We start from the raw sequence: 16,309 nt of genomic DNA, 5'->3' as shown, positions 1-16,309 counted from the left end.
GGCGCGCTGCGAGTGGATCGAGCGGCGTGAGAACGCCATCGCTCTGGGGCCATCGGGCACCGGGAAGACGCACGTAGCTTTGGAGCTCGGACTGGCAGCATGCCAGAAAGGACTGTCGGTGGGCTTCACCACTGCGGCGGCGCTGGTCAGCGAGATGATGGAGGCGCGCGACGAGCGGCGTCTCCTGCGCTTCCAGAAGCAGATGGCCGGATACAAGCTGCTCATCATTGACGAACTGGGCTTCGTACCGCTCTCCAAGACCGGTGCCGAACTGTTGTTCGAGCTGATCTCCCAGCGCTATGAGCGCGGCTCCACCTTGATCACCAGCAACCTGCCCTTCGACGAATGGACCGAAACCTTCGGATCCGAGTGCCTCACAGGCGCGCTCCTCGATCGTCTGACCCATCACGTCAGCATCCTCGAGATGAACGGCGAAAGCTATCGCCTCGCTCACAGCCGGGCCCGAAAGGCCAAAACCAGACCCTGAAAATTACGCCAATGCCGGGGGGAGTGGCCTTCGGGCTACGCCCTCACGCCACTCCCCCCGGCATGTAACACCGTGGCCTGGTTTTACGCCGCCGAATGGCCGACTTTTGATCCGCCGTTGACATAGGGCATGAACACCGATTCTAAGTTCTCCCTCTTCGCCGCGCGCTTGCGTCCGCGCCATCTTGACGGCGTGGTCCAGAATTCCCAGGGCTTCATGCACCTGATCCAAAAAGCGGCGTCCTGCCGCGGTTACACGAACTCCGCGCGTGTTGCGGTCGAAAAGCACGATACCAAGCTCGTCCTCCAGCGCTTTGACCCTCGAACTGACGCTAGATTGGCTGACGCCAAGCACTCTGGCAGCCCGATGAAAGCTTAAATGCTTCGCAACGGCTAAGACTTGAATGAGAGCCGTCATCGGAAATCGGCCACTTAGAAATCTAGGGAATGTTGTTACTGCTTCATTCTGCCTGTTCATTCTATGTCGTCGCATACCTATCCCATTATGAACTTGCCGCACCTTGGTGACGACGGGCGTTTGCGTCATCAGGCAAGGCGGCTGTCGTGGCGCCATGATTTAAAGATGCGCGTTGAAACGGGGCACGACGTAGGTGCCAAGCTCCTCGACCACCTCGGGGGCGGGGCGGCGGCCATATTTGAGGTTGAGGATGATGTGATCGACGCCAATCGTTTCCAGCGTTTCCAGAAGCGTCAGCAGATGGTCGCGTCCCAGCCTGAAGCCCAGGTGGATCGGTGACGGGGGCGTGGCCGGATGTGCGTCGAGATCGATATAGAGCGACTGAAAAAACGGCTTGTAGGTCTCGCCGACCTGCGCCTTGACCGACTCCCGCCAATTCTGCACGAACAGTTGCTGTGCCTGGGGCGGCCGCGGGTAAGTCATCCATCCGCTGCTCTCCCGCGCGATCCAGTCCAGGGATTGGCGGCTGTTCCCCGTCACGAAGAAGGGGATTTCGTTCGTGGTAGGCTTCGGGATCAGGTCGGCGCCTGCCAGCAGGCCACGGCTCCACTGTAACGGCTCGAAGCTGGTGCTCTGCACTCGGCGGATAATGTCGAGATTTTCACGGAAGACGTCGCCCCGCTGGTCCGGGTCTACGCCGAAGGCGGGAAATTCCACCGGGCGATCGCCTGTGGCGACTCCCAGGAGCAGGCGACCATCACTCAGCCGGTCTACGCTCGCGGCGGCTTTGGCCGTATGAAGCGGATGGCGCAGCGGGATCGCGATCGATGCGGTCCCGAGTGCGATCCTTGAGGTCCGGGCAGCGATGAAGCCGAGATAGACCCACGGATCGAAGACCTGTCCCACGTCGCCGAAACTCGGATCGCGCAAGGGTACGTCCCGGAACCAGAGCGTGGAGAAGCCAAGCTCTTCCGCGCAATTGGCCAGCTCGACCTGGCTGAGCATGGCCGGAGCATCGCCCTGGAACGCCTCAATAGGGAAGAATAGCCCTAGGCTAAGATGGCCAGCCTTGAAGGTGTAGCGGAACCCGCGATGCTGCTGGTAGGGAATAGTATTGGGCTGATACATCTTTATTTCCTTGATGGTTAGCTTCTCCGGCACGCGCATCGTCAAATCAGGGCTTCAAGGTTTTCTAGGTAGGTCGAGATGTTTTCCTCATGGCGCTTGTAATAGGTCCAGGGACCGACACGCTTTGATGTGACCAGTCGGGCGCGCTGCAACGACGCCAGATACAGGGACACCGTCGACTGGGAGAGGCCGACCCGTTCCTGGATGGCGCTCACGCAAACACCGACCTGTTCGGGATCGACTTCCTGCCCCGGAAAATTCTCGCGAGGGTTCTTCAACCAGCCGAGGATTGCGAGGCGGGTCGGGTTATCCAGAGCCTTCAGGGTATCGCTGACGTTCGTATTCATCGGTACGCGCCATCTTGTTCCCGGCGGCCGCAGGCGGAAGCGCGAGCCGCGTCCAGAGGTCCGGACGCGGCTCGCAAGCTCACGACTGGTAGGTGCGATAGTCGGTGTAGCCCTTGTCGGTGCCGCCATACATGGTTGCCGGATCTACCGGGGTCAGCGGCCAGCTGTTGGCGATGCGCTTGGGCAGATCAGGGTTCGCGATGAAGGGACGGCCGAATGCAATCAGGTCGCCCCAGCCAGACTCGATCACTCGCACGCCGCGCTCTGCGGTATATTTTCCGGCATAGAGCACCCTGCCGCTAAAATTCTTCCGCACATCCTCGCGAAATGTCTCAGGCAGTTCAGGCGCATTGTCCCAGTCAGCTTCGGCGAGCGAGACGTAGGCGATCCCGATGTCTTCGAGAACCTTGATGGCTTCGATATAGGTCGCGTGGGGATCGTCCTCGACGAGGCCGAGATAGACGCGATCCTCTTGGGTGGTCGCGAACAACGGCGCAAATCGCACCCCTACCCGATCCTTGCCGACGACATCGGCGACCGCCTGCGTCACTTCACGCAGGAACCTCAGGCGGTTCTCCAGGGAACCGCCATATTCGTCGTCGCGCCGGTTGGTGTGGGCGGATATGAACTGGTTCACCAGATAGCCGTTCGCGCAGTGGATCTCGACGCCATCGAAACCGGCTTCGAGCGCATTGCGTGCCGCCTGCGCATAGAGCTGCACCAGCTCCTTGACCTCTGCGGTGGTCAGCGCGCGAGGAATTGACGGCTCTGCCAATGCGCCCTCACCGGGGCCAGTTTCAATGAACACCTTGACGGCGTTCGCGGCGATCGCCGACGGCGCGACAGGCGCTGCTCCCCCGGGTTGCAGCGAGGTATGGGAAACACGGCCTACATGCCAAAGCTGGAGGAAAATAATCCCGCCTTCGGCATGCACCGTGTCGGTCACCTTGCGCCATCCCGCGATCTGTTCCGGGCTGTGGATGCCCGGCGTCCAGGCATAGCCCTGGCCGCGAGGCTCGATCTGCGTACCTTCGGTCACCATGAACCCGGCGCCGGTGCGCTGACGGTAATAGGCGGCCATGAGGTCGTTGGGGATATTTCCCGGCTGCGAGCTGCGCGAACGCGTGAGCGGCGGGAGGACGATCCGGTTGCGCAGGGTGTACGGACCTAATCCAACGCTGTCGAAAAGAACCGAGTTCTTCATTTCATTACTCCTAAATATCGCGATTTATAGATCGCACAAGGCAGTAAAATGCTTGCAACCACTGGATTTCAGTACAGTCCGAAGGGCGCCTCGTTGAGGCTCACAATGATGTTCTTCTTCTGGCTGTAGGCGTCCAGCATGGACTTGTGGGTCTCACGGCCGATGCCCGACTTCTTGTAGCCGCCGAACGGGGCATGCGCCGGAAGTTCATGATAGGTGTTGACCCACATGCGGCCCGTCTCTACCGCGCGCGCCACCCGGATCGCCCGGTTGATGTCCTGGGTCCAGACGCCGCCGGCCAGGCCATAGTCCGACGCATTGGCCAGCGCGATGACCTCATCCTCGTCCTTGAACGGCAGCACGACGACCACCGGGCCAAATATCTCCTCCTGGGCGACGCGCATGTCGTTGCGGACATCGACGATGATCGTCGGCTGGATGAAGAAACCGGCGTCATAGCCGCTGCCGGTCAGACGGTTGCCGCCGGTCAGGATGCGCGCGCCTTCTTCGGTGGCGAGCTTGATATAGCCCATGATGCGGTCGGTCTGGGTCTGGCTAACCTGCGCGCCCATCTGGGTGTTCTCATCAAGCGGATCGCCGACGCGGACCTTCTCGAACCGCTCCTTCAGTTCATCGACGAAGCGATCATAGATCGATTCATGGACGAACAGCCGGGCGCCGGACTCGCAGACCTCACCCTGGTTCCAGAGGATGCCCAGGGCGGCAGCCTCCACCGCGCGATCCCAATTGGCATCGGGGAAGACGATGTTGGCGGACTTGCCGCCCAATTCGAGCGTCGCGGGGATGAGCTTTTTGGCGGCGGCTTCCGCCACAATCCCACCGACGCGGGTCGAGCCGGTGAAGGCCAGCTTGGCGACCTGAGGATGGTCGAGGATCGCTTGCCCGGCCACGGCACCAGTGCCCGAGACAATGTTGACCACGCCGGCCGGCAGCACCTGGGCGAAGATGTTGGCGAGTTCGAGGATCGTGACCGGCGTCATCTCGGACGGCTTGATGACCACCGTGTTGCCCGTCGCGATCGCCGGCGCGATCTTCCAGGCCGCCATCAACAGGGGGAAGTTCCAGGGAATGACCTGCCCGACGACGCCGATCGGTTCGTTGATCGTCAGACTCATCGTCTGCTCATCGATCATCGCCACTTCGTCCGAATGGCTGCGGATCACGCCGGCGAAATAGCGGAAATGGTCGATCGCGAGCGACACGTCGAGCCGGGCTTCGCGGACGGGCTTGCCGACATCCATGCTCTCGAGAACGACGAAGCGTTCGGCATCGGCCTCGAACAGATCGGCGATCTTGAGGAGCGCATTCGCTCGATCGGTCACCGAGGTCTTGCGCCAGGTCTGGAAGGCGCGGGCAGCGGCCTGGACGGCGCGATCGACATCGGCGGCCGTGCCGTTCGGGGTGCGCGTCAGATAGGCGCCATTGGCGGGATTGATACTCTCGATCGTCTCCCCATTTTCGCCATCGACCCATTGGTTGTCGATGAAATGACCATAGCGATCATCGGGAGCGTAGGTCGCTGCGGTTTTGTTTAGCATCAGCACTGTGCATCTCCTTTGGTGCGGAAGTGATGCTGACAAAGTAGAGTTATATCGAGGAATGTCAATATCGCGATGTTGCGATATTGCGATGCAGGGTCTGTTGAGAGCCTCGCCGTACTCAGAAATCCGCGTAAGCATCTGAATATCATAGGCAAATTATCCTCCCGACCGACCGTCCAGCATTCTTGTCCCGAGCGACAAGCCTTCAGTGCCCCCTCAATCATTGCCACGTTCGAAGATCGGGGCAGCCGACCGCGGAGGGCCGCCATGTCGTCGGATCGGGACGCAATGCGTTGCTGCGAGGGAATGACCCTGACTTTCATTGCCTGGGTCGTGTTTTGAAATGAGACTTCAAGCCGGCTGCCCGGTGTCGTTCCGACCCACCAGACAGACGCCTTGCCATGGCGTCAGTGCGGCTTGCCGCACGGCCTGCGCAAAATCCGCGTAGCTGGGCGAGGATCGCAGGAAATCTGATTCATCAAACTGTGCGGGCCAGCGGGCGATATGGCCGGTGCGTGGCCCCTCGGGATCGAAGCGCGGAGGCCGCACCAGATACGCCCATCCATAGGCGTGCTCACGCTCCTCCAGGTGATCGCGCAACAGGACGTGGGCACGGCCGCGCGGAAGGGTGACCGGCGGAAAGGATGGAGATTGCCAGAAGCGGCGGCCGTCCGGCAATCGCACCGTGCCGGCCCCACCGACGATGACGACCTGGATCGAAAGCTCCTGCCCAAGGTCCGCCACGGACTTCATGATACGCTCGTGGAAATCGAGGACCGCACTCGGCTCAATTTCGCCACGCAGGCGCACGGCATTGACGATGATCGTGCAGCCCTCGACAGCGGCGGTAATCGAACGGGATCATCGATGTCGACTGGCGCGACACGAATATGTCCATTAGTCGCCTTCAACGCGGCCATTCGGCAAAGCCAGAAACCGAAACGCTTGCCACTCCAGCACCCTGGCGGCATCAGAGCCCGGATGGCTAGTGAGATATTGCAATATTGCAAAATATAATTATATAAACGAACATGAGCATCGATATCAGTGAAGCACTCAAGGCCTTGGACAATCCCGCCCGGCTCGCAATCCTGGCGAAGCTCAAGGACCCGCGAAAAAGTTACCCTGAACAGGACGTTGATCCTGAGCAGATTGGCGTCTGCGTGAGCATCATTCAGGAACAGGCTGGCCTGTCCCAGTCCACCGTTTCTCTGTACCTGACCGCTTTGCAGCGCGCCAAGCTGGTGACCTCGCAGCGCATCGGACCTTGGACCTATTACAAGCGCCACGAGGAGAATATCGCGGCCCTCCTGAAGGAACTGCGCGACCTGATCTGAGCGGCGCGCTCCGGCGCCGCTCCATCCCCATCTGATCAGTTCCGATCGATCTCAACGACCAGACGCCCGCGCACCTTCCCCGCGAGAATGTCGGCTCCGGCCGCGATGGTATCTTCCAGACGGATGGTCGAGGTGATCCCGGCAAGTTTGCCGCGATCGAGGTCGGTCGCAAGGCGTGCCCAGGCTTCAACGCGACGCGGCTTCGGGCACATGACGGAATCGATGCCGAGCAGCGAGACACCGCGCAGGATGAAGGGCGCCACCGAGGCAGAGAGATCCATCCCCTGCGCGAGGCCGCATGCGGTGACGGCACCGCCATATCTGGTCATCGACAGGACATTGGCCAGAGTATGCGATCCCACACAATCGACGCCGGCGATCCAGCGCTCCTTGCCCAGTGGCCGCCCGGCGCCAGAGAGTTCGTTGCGATCGATGATCTCGGTCGCGCCGAGGCTTTTGAGATAGTCCGCCTCTTTGGCCCGGCCCGTCGACGCGATTACGTGCCATCCAGCCTTGGCGAGCAGGGCAATCGCGACCGAGCCGACGCCACCGGCCGCACCTGTGACGACGACAGGCCCGTCAGTCGGCTTCAGTCCATGTTTCTCAAGGGCAAGCACGCTGAGCATGGCGGTATAGCCCGCGGTGCCGATCGCCATCGCTTCGGCAGGCGTCAGGCCGTCCGGTAGCGGCACCAGCCAATCGCCTTTCACGCGGCTCTTTTCCGCATAGGCGCCCAGATGCGTTTCCCCCGTGCCCCAACCGTTGAGGATAACGCGATCTCCGGCCCGGAAGTCGGGATTGCTGGATATCTCGACCACCCCGGCGCAGTCGATGCCGGGGATCATGGGAAAGCGCCGCACGACCGGGCTCTTTCCGGTCAAGGCAAGGCCGTCCTTGTAGTTTACCGTCGAATGCGTCACTCGGAGAGTGACATCACCCTCCATCAGGTCGGCTTCGCTGAAATCTTTCAGCGTGACGGTCTGGCCCGTGTCGTTCTTCTCAATCACGACCGCACGAAATATGCTCATGGTTGGGTTCCTTCCTAATAATTAGACCGATCGACTAGTATTATTCAAAAAAGGGGGTCAGGTTCGGATCATTGTGAAAAACCCCTCTGCGAATGTTTGAAGCGGGCTGCCGCTGCGTTCGAGTTTGGCTCGCAGCACAGCGCCTTCCCAACCGATCCAGAAGAACGCGGCAAGGTTATCGGCATTGTGAAGAGAGCCGATTTCGCCTGCGGCTTGCGCGGCCCGCAGGCACCCGGCTGTGCGATGCTGCCAGTCGGCGAAAACGTCGCAGAGTTGCTGGCGGAAGGGTTCGGGCAGCGCCCCCATCTCCTGTCCGAGATTGCCGACAAGGCAACCGCGCGAATAGGCAAAGCGTTCCATGGCCGCTTCCGCATCGGCTATGAAGGCTTCAATCCGCGCCAATGGGGAACGGGAATGATCGTTGAAGAACCGTTCCAGCTTGCCGGCGAAATACGCCCCATATCGGTCGATGAGCTCTGTGCCAAAGGCCCCCTTGCTATCGAAATAATGATAGAATGAGCCCTTGGGTACACCGGCCACCTTCAGGATCTCGTCCAGCCCAGTGGCGGTGAAGCCTTTCTCGGTCAGCCTGACCAGCCCTGCACGCACCAACGACGCGCGGGTTTCGCTAAAACCTGCCGCAGCTTTCGGGGGTCGTCCACGGCGACGGGGAACATTGGCAACATCCATGTTGATTTAATAGACCGATCGTCTAATAAATGCAAGAGCATGTGATGTCGGAACTATCTCTTTAGGAACCGTAGCTCCAAGTCCTATGGCTTCATTTTATGCCATCGCCAACCTAGGGTCAGGACCCATTGATCAGATCGAGCCGGTTATATCAATGGGTCCTGACCCTAGGGTTTGAGTGCCCGTCAGGTGCGCCGTGTTCGTGTGATACGCGGCGTGGCGGACGGCCAATCGCTGGCCATCCGCCACGCTCGCTTTGTGCGGACCTTCTCCGGGGAAAGAGCCCTCACAAGGTTCGTCGAAACGACCCCGTCTTAATTCCCTGCTGCGAGCGATGCGCCCGCACCTTCTGCGATTTCCTCGATGAGTTTGGCACAGAAGGCGGGCAAATCATTGGGATCGCGGCTGGTAACGAGGCCGTTGTCGACCACGACTTCCTCATTGGTCCATGTACCGCCGGCGTTCTCGATATCGACCTTCAGCGTCGGGTAGGACGTCAAGGTGCGACCCTCAAGCACGCCCGCCTCGATCAATGTCCAGGGTGCATGGCATATAGCCGCAACAGGTTTCTTCTGATCGAAGAAAGCCCGGATGAAACCAATTGCCTCGACGCTGCCGCGCAGCTTGTCGGCACCGACAGTCCCTCCGGGCACAACAAGTCCGTCGAAGTCGTCGGCTTTCACCTCGGAAAACGTCTTGTCGATCGTATAGCTGCCGCCCTCGTCAAGATCGCTATTGACTGTGCGAGCCTTGCCCGGTTCAGAACTGACCACGGTCACTTTGCCACCCGCGTCCTCGACAGCTTGCTTGGGCTTCGAGAATTCTGGTTCTTCCGTCCCGCGGGGTGCGATCAGAATGGCAACTGATTTGCCTTCTAAAGTCATAATCTGTTTCCTGTTCCGTCGAAGACCAAGCTCAGGTGCCCGGCTTGAGCACGACCTTCGTCCAACCAGCATCGCGCCCGTCGAAATGCTTGTAGGCGTCTGGTGCTTGATCAAGCGGCAGTCGGTGCGAGATGATTTGGGCAGGATTGGCCCGGCCTTGCTCGATAAGCTTCATCAGTCGCCGGTTGTAGTGCTTTACATTGCACTGGCCGGTGCCGATCTTCTGGCCCTTGAACCAAAAGTTGCCGAAGTCGAACGCCATCTTGCCTTCCTTCTGGAGATCGTCGGGCGCGTTCGGGTCTTCCGGAATGAACACGCCGACGACGCCGATTCCGCCGGTGGCCTTCGTGCTTTTGACGAGGCAGTTCATCGTGTAATTGCTGCGCTCCTTGCCGTGGCGATCGCAACACTGATACCCGACCGCCTCGACCCCCCGGTCGGTCCCGAGGCCGCCGGTCGCGTCAAGGATCTGCTGGGCGGGATCGCCCTTGCGCATGTCGATCGGAATAGCGCCCATCGCCTCGGCCAGTTTCAGGCGGTCATCGTGAGAATCGACCACGAAGATCTGAGAGGCACCGCGGATTTCGGCTGAGTGCGCGGCCATCAAACCGACCGGGCCGGCGCCGTAGATCGCGATGCTTTCGCCAGGCAGGAAGCCTGACAGTTCGACGCCATGCCAACCCGTCGGGAAGATGTCGGAGAGCATGACATAGTCATCCTCTTTCTCCTCGGCGTCCTCGGGCAGCTTCAGACAATTGAAGTCCGCATAAGGAACGCGCATCAGCTCGGCCTGACCACCTTGCCACGGACCCATCTCGGCGAAGCCATACGCTGCGCCGGCGGTTCCAGGGTTGGTCGTGAGGCAAAAACCCGTCAAACCGCGTTCGCAATTTTCGCAAAAACCGCAACCGACGTTGAACGGCATGCACACGCGATCGCCCTTCTTGATGCGATCTACGGCAGAGCCGACTTCGATGACCTCGCCAAGGTTTTCGTGACCGAAGACCTTGCCTTTCTCGAAACTTGTACGGCCTTCATACATGTGAAGGTCCGACCCGCAGATATTGGTCGTGGTCAGCCGGATGATAACATCGGTCTGCTTTTCGATCTTGGGATCATCGATTGTCTTGACAGAAACATCTTTGGGCCCGTTGTACACGACAGCTTTCACGAATCTTTTCCTTTCGCGGCTCTTCTCAACGCGTCATCAGATCGAGAGCGTGGTCATGATCCTGTTCATCGCAACGGCAGAGGACATGGCACCTTTCAAGTGATCGCAGTTTACTCAACCTTCCGCCAACAGAGAGGTTCCTTCGCGTTGGGCCATCCTGGGAGCGATTCACGGCGGCTTTCTGAATGACTGGGCCAGACGACCGAATAACGCGCCGAATTGATGTGCTCAGGAATCAGCCGCAGCCCAATGGTGCCGTCACGTCGCGACACATCAACGGCGCCTTATCAATAAATTCAGAGATGTGATAAGCGCAGAAGACAAGGTCATCCACTAGCGCGGATGACCTGTCGTATTCATTTATTCATTTCCCGATACGGCCGGGCCATCCACTGCGGATGGAAACACGAGCCTTACCTTGCAGTCAAACGGCAGCTTAGGGTGCCGACCGCTCCGCTATTTCGCGGCCAGCAGGGTGAACTTGTGAATCTGCGACGGTTCAGAAAACAGTTCTTCTGCCTTGTCCATCAGTGCGGCGGCAACCTTGCCGTCAAGATGGGCCTGCCGATCCTCCTCTGTGTCGAACGTATCGAAGATCGCGTACGCACCGGGACCTTCCTCGATCGCATACCAGGTCAGAGTGCCCGGCTCGGCTTGAACGAGCGGCAATGCCGAGGTCAGGAAATTGGCGACATCGCGCTCTTTCCCGGGCTTGGCCTTCAGTGGTACATAAAGGGCAAGTTTGGGCATAGATGACTCCTCAAGTGAAACGGACAGATATTATTCGGCAAAGTAACGCACGAGCGGGCCGGTACGTTCCCCATGAGGCGGAGCACACGCGGCCCGCCTCCTCGTGGAAATCAGAACTGCTGTGCGGTCGGCCGGATGACGATCGCGTTGACGTCGACGTCATCAGGTTGTTCGACAGCGAACGCGATAGCACGCGCCACCGATGCCGCCGGGATGGCCTGCTTGTAGAAGTCCAGCACCGTCTCGGCAGCGGCGCCAGAGGTCGTGAACTTCAAATCGCTTTCGACAGCTCCAGGCTCGATTGACGTGACCCGGACCTTTTCCCCCACCTCGTGGCGCAAGCCCTCGCTGATCGCGCTGACGGCGAACTTGGTGCCGGAATAGACCGTGCCGCCCGGTGCGAAGACCTTGATGCCCGCAACCGAACTCAGGTTGATGATGTGGCCGCTGCCCTGCTCGAGAAAGCCGGGAAGGGCCGCCGCGATGCCGTAAAGCGTACCCTTCAGATTGACGTCGATCATCTGGTCCCACTCGTCGGTGTTGACCTCGGCCATCGGACGGATCGGCATCAGCCCGGCGTTGTTGATCAGCACGTCGAGGCGGCCGAAGTCGGCAATGATTGCGGCAACGACGGACTGGACCGCCGCCTTGTCGGTGACGTCGAGCGCGTAGCTACGTGCGGTGCCGCCAATTGCGGCGATGTCCGCGACGACCTCGTCGAGCCTGTCCTTGCGCCGCGCGGCTATGGCCACCTTCGCGCCGCGTTCCGCAAGAAGACGCGCGGTTTCTGCGCCGATGCCGGTGCTGCCGCCGGTAATGAGAATGACCTTGCCTTCGATACCCTGGGTCATGACTGTATTCCTTCAAGTCAGTTGTTGATTTTTCGCCGGATCGCGGCTCCGCCTCAGCGGTAACCGCGTGGATGAATGAGGCCCAAGAGTCCCACGCGGAGTGCAGGTGCCAACAGGCCGATCATCCGCAACTCCTCTCTGTAGAACGGTTGTGCCAGCAGCGCCGTACCCACCCATTCTTCAGGCTTGCCCATGGCACCACCCTCAGGTCGCCGAGACGGGGTTGAGGACGAACGCGGCGCGCTCGGCCAGATCGCCGATCTGAGAGAGATAGTTCTGGAAGTGGGGCGTCTCGCGGTGGGCGGCGACCGCATCCGCGTCCGCGTACAGCTCGTCGAGCACGAAACGGTTCGGATCGCTCTGGTCCTGCCAGAGATCGTAGCGCAAATTGCCCGGTTCGGCACGGCTCGGCTTTAGCATGGCGTCGAGCAGAGCGCGCAGGCGGTCGACGGTATCCGCACGGGCGGTAAGGACGGCGACGATCTTCACGTTGGCGGTCATGGCACCGTTCCTTGTCTTGGCTATATCCGAGGGAGGGCGCACCCTGAGCGCCCCGCCGGTCATCCTCGTACTTACGCAGCGGCGCGATCGAGGGCTTCGATCAACGCGTCGGCCATGGCCCGGTCCGATGCCGGATTCTGACCCGTGATCAGCTCCCGGTCCACGACGACATTCGAAGCGAAGTTCCTGTCGGTGACAGAGACGTCGCCACCGGCCGACCGCAGCGCCTTTTCCATGTCGAAGTAGAGCTCGCCCTCCAGCACTTGCTCCTCAGCGATCTTCTCCTCGCTCGCCGAAAAGACTGTCATGCGGTAGCCCGCGTAGATCCAGTCTCGCGCCAGGTCGGCCGCCCCGGCGTCATCGCCTTCCTCCAGCGCCTTGCGGAAGGCCGGAGCATCCTCGAGCGCGGCGACAACGACCACCGGTCCGTGGCAGAGGAGCGCGGTCGGCTTGGCCGCTGCGTGGAAGTGACGGAGGATCGTGCCCGCATCGCGGTCCACCATGAGGTCGACGATGGGCGCGTGACCTCCCGGCACGAACACGCCAGCAAAGCCGTCCAGACCCTCGTCGACGACCGATTTCAGCGTACGCACGTCGTTCATCGCCGGGTGGCTGGCAAAAAAGTCCTTGGCGCGCTGGAATGCCGTCTCATCGCCGCCAAAATGATCAACCGAAACGGAGACGGCGTCGATGTGCGGCTTGGCCCCATTGGGCGTGGCGAGAACAATATCATAGCCGGCGTCGAGCAGAGCCAGCGCGGGGACCGCCGTCTCGTTGAGATACTGACCGACCGTCGCGGTACCGCCGCCACGCAGACCGATCTGCGTCGCGTTCGATCCAAGAACGAGAACCTGACCCTTGCTCATCTGAACCTCCATGTTCGCGGCGTCGATCACCGATGGACGCTAAATGGGCCTCGTTGACATATTCTAGAAGTTTATCTTTTTGATTTCAGATATAACGCTAACAGGATGACTGTATGCGCTACGATCTGAACCTGCTGCCGATCTTCGTCGCGTTGATGGAGGAGCGCAGCGTCACGCGGGCCGCCGAGCGCATGGGCATGACACAGCCCGCCCTGTCTAACGCCCTATCGCGTCTACGACTGATGCTTCAGGACCAGCTGTTCGTCCGCGAGCGCTACGGCATCCAGCCGACCCCGATCGCGCTAGAACTCTCACCGCTGATCGCCGAGGCACTCGCCCAGCTCGACGACGCGGTCCTCGGTCAGCAGGCCTTCGACCCCGCACAGGCCGAACGGCTCTTCACGATCGCGCCAAACGGCTATGTCGAGTTCGTCCTCGTCCCCGCTATCGTGGCGCGCCTGGAGAAGGTCGCCCCCGGCATAAAGCTTCGTCTGACGCCCTTCGGCAACGATCTTGTGGAAACAGGCGTCGTGTCGGGCACGACGGCGCTCGTGCTGGGCCGCATCGTCGATCCGCCCGACAACCTCGTCGTCCAGCACCTGATGGACGAAGGGCTCGCCTGCGCCGTCCGCGCCGACCATCCGGGCGTCGGCGATGCCATGACGCGCGAGCAGTTCGAGACGATGAAGCATGTCAACATCGTGCCGCCCGGACGGATGCGCGCCGGTTTGTTTCAGGCGCTGGCGCAGCAGCAGCTGAAGCGCGACGTCGCGATCTCCGTGACAAACTTCTTCGCGGTAGCCGAGATGGTGGCCGTGACCGACTATTGCGCCACCTTGCCCTCGCTCATCTGCAGGCGGCTGATGCACGACCCCCGGCTGAAGATCCTGCCGGCTCCGGTCGACCTTGGCAGCTTTCCCGTGGAAATGGCTTGGCACGTCCGCTATCGGCATGATCCCGCACACCGCTGGTTACGGGCGCTGATCGGCGCGGTCATCGCCGACCTCACGGGGAAGACGGCAGCGGCAACCACGCCGTCGCCAGCCTGAGGACGATGTCGAACCGCGATGTCGCTTGTGCGTATCCCGTATGCGACAAAGTTCGCTATACAGCCCCTGACAATAGGATTTATCATGCGCGCAATCGGCTACCAGCAGCCCGGAACGATCGATCGCACGGAAGCTCTCGTCGATATCGAACTTCCCGATCCCAACGCTACCGGCCGTGATCTCCTCGTCGAGGTCAAGGCTGTCTCGGTAAACCCGGTTGACACGAAGGTGCGCGCTGGCTCGGGTTCGATCCACGGTGATTGGCGTGTCCTGGGTTGGGATGCCGCCGGTGTCGTGCGCGCTGTTGGCCCTGAAGTGCGCGGCTTCGAACCGGGCGACGAGGTGTTCTACGCGGGCAGCATCGGCCGCGATGGGACCAACGCCGAGTTGCACCTGGTCGACGAGCGCATTGTCGGGAAGAAGCCGGCCAGCCTCGATTGGGCAGAGGCAGCGGCGTTGCCGCTGACGGCGATCACCGCGTGGGAGGCCCTCTTCGAGCGATTGTCCGTGCGTACTCCTGTAGCCGGTGCAGCACATGCGCTGTTGATTGTCGGGGGTGCCGGCGGGGTAGGCTCGATGGCAATCCAGCTTGCTCGCCAAGTACCCGAGCTGATCGTCATTGCGACGGCCTCGCGCCCTGAAACGCAGGCCTGGGTGGGTGAGCTCGGTGCGCACCATGTCATCGATCATCGCCAGCCGCTGGCTCGGCAAGTGGCGGATTTGGGCATCGGCGCGCCGGCTTTCATCTTCTCGGCCACGCACACCGACGAGCATATCGAGCAGATCGCCGAGCTGATCGCCCCGCAGGGACGTTTTGCGCTCATCGACGACCCCAAGACGCTCGATGTCGTACCGTTCAAACGCAAGTCGGTGTCGACCCACTGGGAGTTTATGTTCACCCGGTCCATGTTCGAGACTGCTGATATGGAAACGCAGGGTCAGATCCTGTCGGCCATCGCCAGCCTCGTGGACGCCGGCGAGGTGCGCACCACCCTCACCGAACGGTTCTACCCCATCAACGCCGCGAACCTCAAGCGCGCGCACCAGGCGCTTGAGAGCACTACCGCACGCGGCAAGATCGTCATCGAGGGTTGGCAGTGATGCGGTTCACGCTCACTCAACGTCCGCCGCGCCCGCGGCCCCCGCTGCACCAACTGAAAGGGACCAAGCCTCGGCGTTATCGATGCCAGCCATGTGCGGTTGTGGGCGTCGCTTTCGCTGGGTCACTGATATCTACAATCGTAAAAGACCGTGATGTTTCGAGATAGCAGACGCGGTCCTCGGGTGAAAACTCGGGACGTCTGCCAGCTCGGCATCTCACCAATCGGTGCCAAGAGCGGGGAGTGCTTCGGCTAAGAAGTCAATCCACGCCCGCGTCTTGGCGGCGGGGCGCCGCGTCGGGTGTGTGATGGCATATGCCGCTCCCAGCATCATAGGCGGCTCGTCCAGCTCAAGCTCGCTCAACTGGCCGGCGCGAAGCGCCTCTGCCGCAATAAAGCGTGGCCCATAGACCAGCCCTTGGCCCGCAATGGCAGCGCGAACCAAGGCCTCGCCATTGTCTGAACACATCGATCCTGAGATCGGCACCTTGATCGTCCCGTCTTTGCCGAACGCCCACGATGTCGTTCCTGCAAGCGACGCGTTGGTGTGGCCCAGACAATCGTGATCGCCGAGATCGGCCAGGCGAGTTGGCGTTCCCCTCCTCGCCAAATAAGAGGGGGCGGCACACAACACGACGCGCATCGCCACGAGCTTGCGGGCAACAAGCGCACTGTTGGCGAGGCGCCCGATCCGTACGGCGACATCCCAACGCTCTTCCAGCAGGTCGACGTAACGATCGTTGAAGCCCAGTTCGATCGTCACCTCGGGATGACGTGCGGAGAAAGCAGGGATGAGTGAGGCAAGGTGCAGAACGCCGAAGGTGGCGGGCGCACTGACGCGCAGCAGTCCCTGGGCGGTGATCGACCGCGACGATGCCTCCGGTTAGCGTCCGCGCTCGTGGTGTAATTTCCAGTGTAGATTGAGGTTGTCGCATGG

At 61.0% G+C, this 16,309-nt stretch carries 19 protein-coding genes and 1 pseudogene; 4 read left to right on the top strand and 16 right to left on the bottom strand.

The annotated features are described in order from the left end of the window. A pseudogene (gene istB, locus JHD07_RS13850) lies at nt 1-487 on the top strand (IS21-like element ISSsp5 family helper ATPase IstB); the annotation flags it as partial. A gap of 3 nt (nt 488-490) precedes the next feature. Here the strand turns inward: istB and JHD07_RS13845 are convergent. The 6 genes from JHD07_RS13845 to JHD07_RS13820 form a co-directional block, all read right to left on the bottom strand. After that, nucleotides 491-904: a LysR family transcriptional regulator gene (locus tag JHD07_RS13845; RefSeq protein WP_120252776.1), complete on the bottom strand. Its 414-nt coding sequence runs from the start codon at nt 902-904 to the stop codon at nt 491-493. Nucleotides 905-1,063: 159 nt separating this feature from the next. Next, the gene (locus JHD07_RS13840; protein WP_003606532.1) at nt 1,064-2,071 is read right to left on the bottom strand and encodes an LLM class oxidoreductase; all 1,008 of its coding nucleotides are present in this window, start codon (nt 2,069-2,071) and stop codon (nt 1,064-1,066) included. Nucleotides 2,072-2,073: 2 nt separating this feature from the next. Then, on the bottom strand, nt 2,074-2,379 hold the full coding sequence (locus tag JHD07_RS13835) for a helix-turn-helix transcriptional regulator (RefSeq protein ID WP_120252775.1): 306 nt from the start codon (nt 2,377-2,379) through the stop codon (nt 2,074-2,076). Between the two features lie 79 nt (nt 2,380-2,458). Continuing rightward, nucleotides 2,459-3,583 carry an alkene reductase gene (locus tag JHD07_RS13830; RefSeq protein ID WP_120252774.1) on the bottom strand — a complete coding sequence of 375 codons (1,125 nt, stop codon included), beginning with the start codon at nt 3,581-3,583 and terminating at the stop codon, nt 2,459-2,461. Between the two features lie 68 nt (nt 3,584-3,651). Continuing rightward, entirely contained in the window at nt 3,652-5,142 is a 1,491-nt protein-coding gene (locus JHD07_RS13825) for an aldehyde dehydrogenase family protein (RefSeq protein ID WP_291623004.1), read from the bottom strand. A gap of 354 nt (nt 5,143-5,496) precedes the next feature. Continuing rightward, nucleotides 5,497-5,898 (bottom strand): hypothetical protein, encoded by a 402-nt coding sequence (locus JHD07_RS13820; RefSeq protein WP_145986285.1) that lies wholly within the window; start codon nt 5,896-5,898, stop codon nt 5,497-5,499. Between the two features lie 278 nt (nt 5,899-6,176). Between JHD07_RS13820 and JHD07_RS13815 the strand changes: the two genes are divergently transcribed. After that, the gene (locus JHD07_RS13815; protein WP_120252771.1) at nt 6,177-6,482 is read left to right on the top strand and encodes a helix-turn-helix domain-containing protein; all 306 of its coding nucleotides are present in this window, start codon (nt 6,177-6,179) and stop codon (nt 6,480-6,482) included. A 35-nt stretch (nt 6,483-6,517) separates the two neighbouring features. Here the strand turns inward: JHD07_RS13815 and JHD07_RS13810 are convergent, their stop codons facing one another. From JHD07_RS13810 to JHD07_RS13770, 9 genes are all read right to left on the bottom strand, one after another. Then, a complete protein-coding gene (locus JHD07_RS13810; protein WP_120252770.1) occupies nt 6,518-7,510 on the bottom strand; it encodes an MDR family oxidoreductase in 993 nt (330 codons plus the stop codon). Between the two features lie 57 nt (nt 7,511-7,567). Next, the gene (locus JHD07_RS13805) at nt 7,568-8,200 is read right to left on the bottom strand and encodes a TetR/AcrR family transcriptional regulator (RefSeq protein WP_120252769.1); all 633 of its coding nucleotides are present in this window, start codon (nt 8,198-8,200) and stop codon (nt 7,568-7,570) included. A 314-nt stretch (nt 8,201-8,514) separates the two neighbouring features. Continuing rightward, nucleotides 8,515-9,084 carry a type 1 glutamine amidotransferase domain-containing protein gene (locus JHD07_RS13800; protein WP_120252768.1) on the bottom strand — a complete coding sequence of 190 codons (570 nt, stop codon included), beginning with the start codon at nt 9,082-9,084 and terminating at the stop codon, nt 8,515-8,517. Between the two features lie 31 nt (nt 9,085-9,115). Then, a complete protein-coding gene (locus tag JHD07_RS13795; protein WP_120252767.1) occupies nt 9,116-10,255 on the bottom strand; it encodes a glutathione-independent formaldehyde dehydrogenase in 1,140 nt (379 codons plus the stop codon). A gap of 456 nt (nt 10,256-10,711) precedes the next feature. Then, nucleotides 10,712-11,005: an antibiotic biosynthesis monooxygenase gene (locus JHD07_RS13790; RefSeq protein ID WP_291622999.1), complete on the bottom strand. Its 294-nt coding sequence runs from the start codon at nt 11,003-11,005 to the stop codon at nt 10,712-10,714. A gap of 110 nt (nt 11,006-11,115) precedes the next feature. After that, nucleotides 11,116-11,856, bottom strand: a complete 741-nt coding sequence (locus JHD07_RS13785) for an SDR family oxidoreductase (protein WP_120252766.1) — start codon at nt 11,854-11,856, stop codon at nt 11,116-11,118. Nucleotides 11,857-11,909: 53 nt separating this feature from the next. Next, entirely contained in the window at nt 11,910-12,050 is a 141-nt protein-coding gene (locus JHD07_RS13780) for a hypothetical protein (protein ID WP_157105557.1), read from the bottom strand. 10 nt (nt 12,051-12,060) lie between these two features. Continuing rightward, the gene (locus JHD07_RS13775; RefSeq protein WP_064311494.1) at nt 12,061-12,357 is read right to left on the bottom strand and encodes a putative quinol monooxygenase; all 297 of its coding nucleotides are present in this window, start codon (nt 12,355-12,357) and stop codon (nt 12,061-12,063) included. Between the two features lie 71 nt (nt 12,358-12,428). After that, complete coding sequence (locus JHD07_RS13770) at nt 12,429-13,223, bottom strand: type 1 glutamine amidotransferase domain-containing protein (protein ID WP_120253501.1); 795 nt, start codon at nt 13,221-13,223, stop codon at nt 12,429-12,431. 113 nt (nt 13,224-13,336) lie between these two features. Between JHD07_RS13770 and JHD07_RS13765 the strand changes: the two genes are divergently transcribed. After that, entirely contained in the window at nt 13,337-14,272 is a 936-nt protein-coding gene (locus JHD07_RS13765; RefSeq protein ID WP_120252765.1) for a LysR family transcriptional regulator, read from the top strand. An 84-nt stretch (nt 14,273-14,356) separates the two neighbouring features. Next, nucleotides 14,357-15,373 (top strand): zinc-binding alcohol dehydrogenase family protein, encoded by a 1,017-nt coding sequence (locus JHD07_RS13760; RefSeq protein ID WP_120252764.1) that lies wholly within the window; start codon nt 14,357-14,359, stop codon nt 15,371-15,373. Nucleotides 15,374-15,589: 216 nt separating this feature from the next. Here JHD07_RS13760 and JHD07_RS13755 read toward each other — a convergent pair whose 3' ends face one another. Continuing rightward, nucleotides 15,590-16,183, bottom strand: coding sequence for a substrate binding domain-containing protein (locus tag JHD07_RS13755; RefSeq protein ID WP_366864451.1), 594 nt, complete (start codon nt 16,181-16,183; stop codon nt 15,590-15,592). Nucleotides 16,184-16,309 lie beyond the last annotated feature (126 nt).

The sequence above is a fragment of the Bradyrhizobium sp. genome (genome assembly GCF_016462955.1).
GTDB lineage: Bacteria > Pseudomonadota > Alphaproteobacteria > Rhizobiales > Xanthobacteraceae > Bradyrhizobium.
The sequence above is the reverse complement of the archived record's forward strand: the minus strand, read 5'-3'. Positions and strand labels throughout refer to the sequence as shown.

Excerpts from the sequence above, each read along its gene's own strand:
- JHD07_RS13805 (WP_120252769.1), bottom strand. The coding sequence starts at position 8,200 with ATGGATGTTGCCAATGTTCCCCGTCGCCGTGGACGACCCCCGAAAGCT.
- JHD07_RS13845 (WP_120252776.1), bottom strand. The coding sequence starts at position 904 with ATGACGGCTCTCATTCAAGTCTTAGCCGTTGCGAAGCATTTAAGCTTT.
- JHD07_RS13765 (WP_120252765.1), top strand. The coding sequence starts at position 13,337 with ATGCGCTACGATCTGAACCTGCTGCCGATCTTCGTCGCGTTGATGGAG.
- JHD07_RS13835 (WP_120252775.1), bottom strand. The coding sequence starts at position 2,379 with ATGAATACGAACGTCAGCGATACCCTGAAGGCTCTGGATAACCCGACC.
- JHD07_RS13760 (WP_120252764.1), top strand. The coding sequence starts at position 14,357 with ATGCGCGCAATCGGCTACCAGCAGCCCGGAACGATCGATCGCACGGAA.
- JHD07_RS13840 (WP_003606532.1), bottom strand. The coding sequence starts at position 2,071 with ATGCGCGTGCCGGAGAAGCTAACCATCAAGGAAATAAAGATGTATCAG.
- JHD07_RS13790 (WP_291622999.1), bottom strand. The coding sequence starts at position 11,005 with ATGCCCAAACTTGCCCTTTATGTACCACTGAAGGCCAAGCCCGGGAAA.
- JHD07_RS13825 (WP_291623004.1), bottom strand. The coding sequence starts at position 5,142 with ATGCTAAACAAAACCGCAGCGACCTACGCTCCCGATGATCGCTATGGT.
- JHD07_RS13820 (WP_145986285.1), bottom strand. The coding sequence starts at position 5,898 with ATGAAGTCCGTGGCGGACCTTGGGCAGGAGCTTTCGATCCAGGTCGTC.
- JHD07_RS13815 (WP_120252771.1), top strand. The coding sequence starts at position 6,177 with ATGAGCATCGATATCAGTGAAGCACTCAAGGCCTTGGACAATCCCGCC.
- JHD07_RS13780 (WP_157105557.1), bottom strand. The coding sequence starts at position 12,050 with ATGGGCAAGCCTGAAGAATGGGTGGGTACGGCGCTGCTGGCACAACCG.
- JHD07_RS13775 (WP_064311494.1), bottom strand. The coding sequence starts at position 12,357 with ATGACCGCCAACGTGAAGATCGTCGCCGTCCTTACCGCCCGTGCGGAT.
- JHD07_RS13770 (WP_120253501.1), bottom strand. The coding sequence starts at position 13,223 with ATGAGCAAGGGTCAGGTTCTCGTTCTTGGATCGAACGCGACGCAGATC.
- JHD07_RS13800 (WP_120252768.1), bottom strand. The coding sequence starts at position 9,084 with ATGACTTTAGAAGGCAAATCAGTTGCCATTCTGATCGCACCCCGCGGG.
- JHD07_RS13830 (WP_120252774.1), bottom strand. The coding sequence starts at position 3,583 with ATGAAGAACTCGGTTCTTTTCGACAGCGTTGGATTAGGTCCGTACACC.
- JHD07_RS13810 (WP_120252770.1), bottom strand. The coding sequence starts at position 7,510 with ATGAGCATATTTCGTGCGGTCGTGATTGAGAAGAACGACACGGGCCAG.
- JHD07_RS13785 (WP_120252766.1), bottom strand. The coding sequence starts at position 11,856 with ATGACCCAGGGTATCGAAGGCAAGGTCATTCTCATTACCGGCGGCAGC.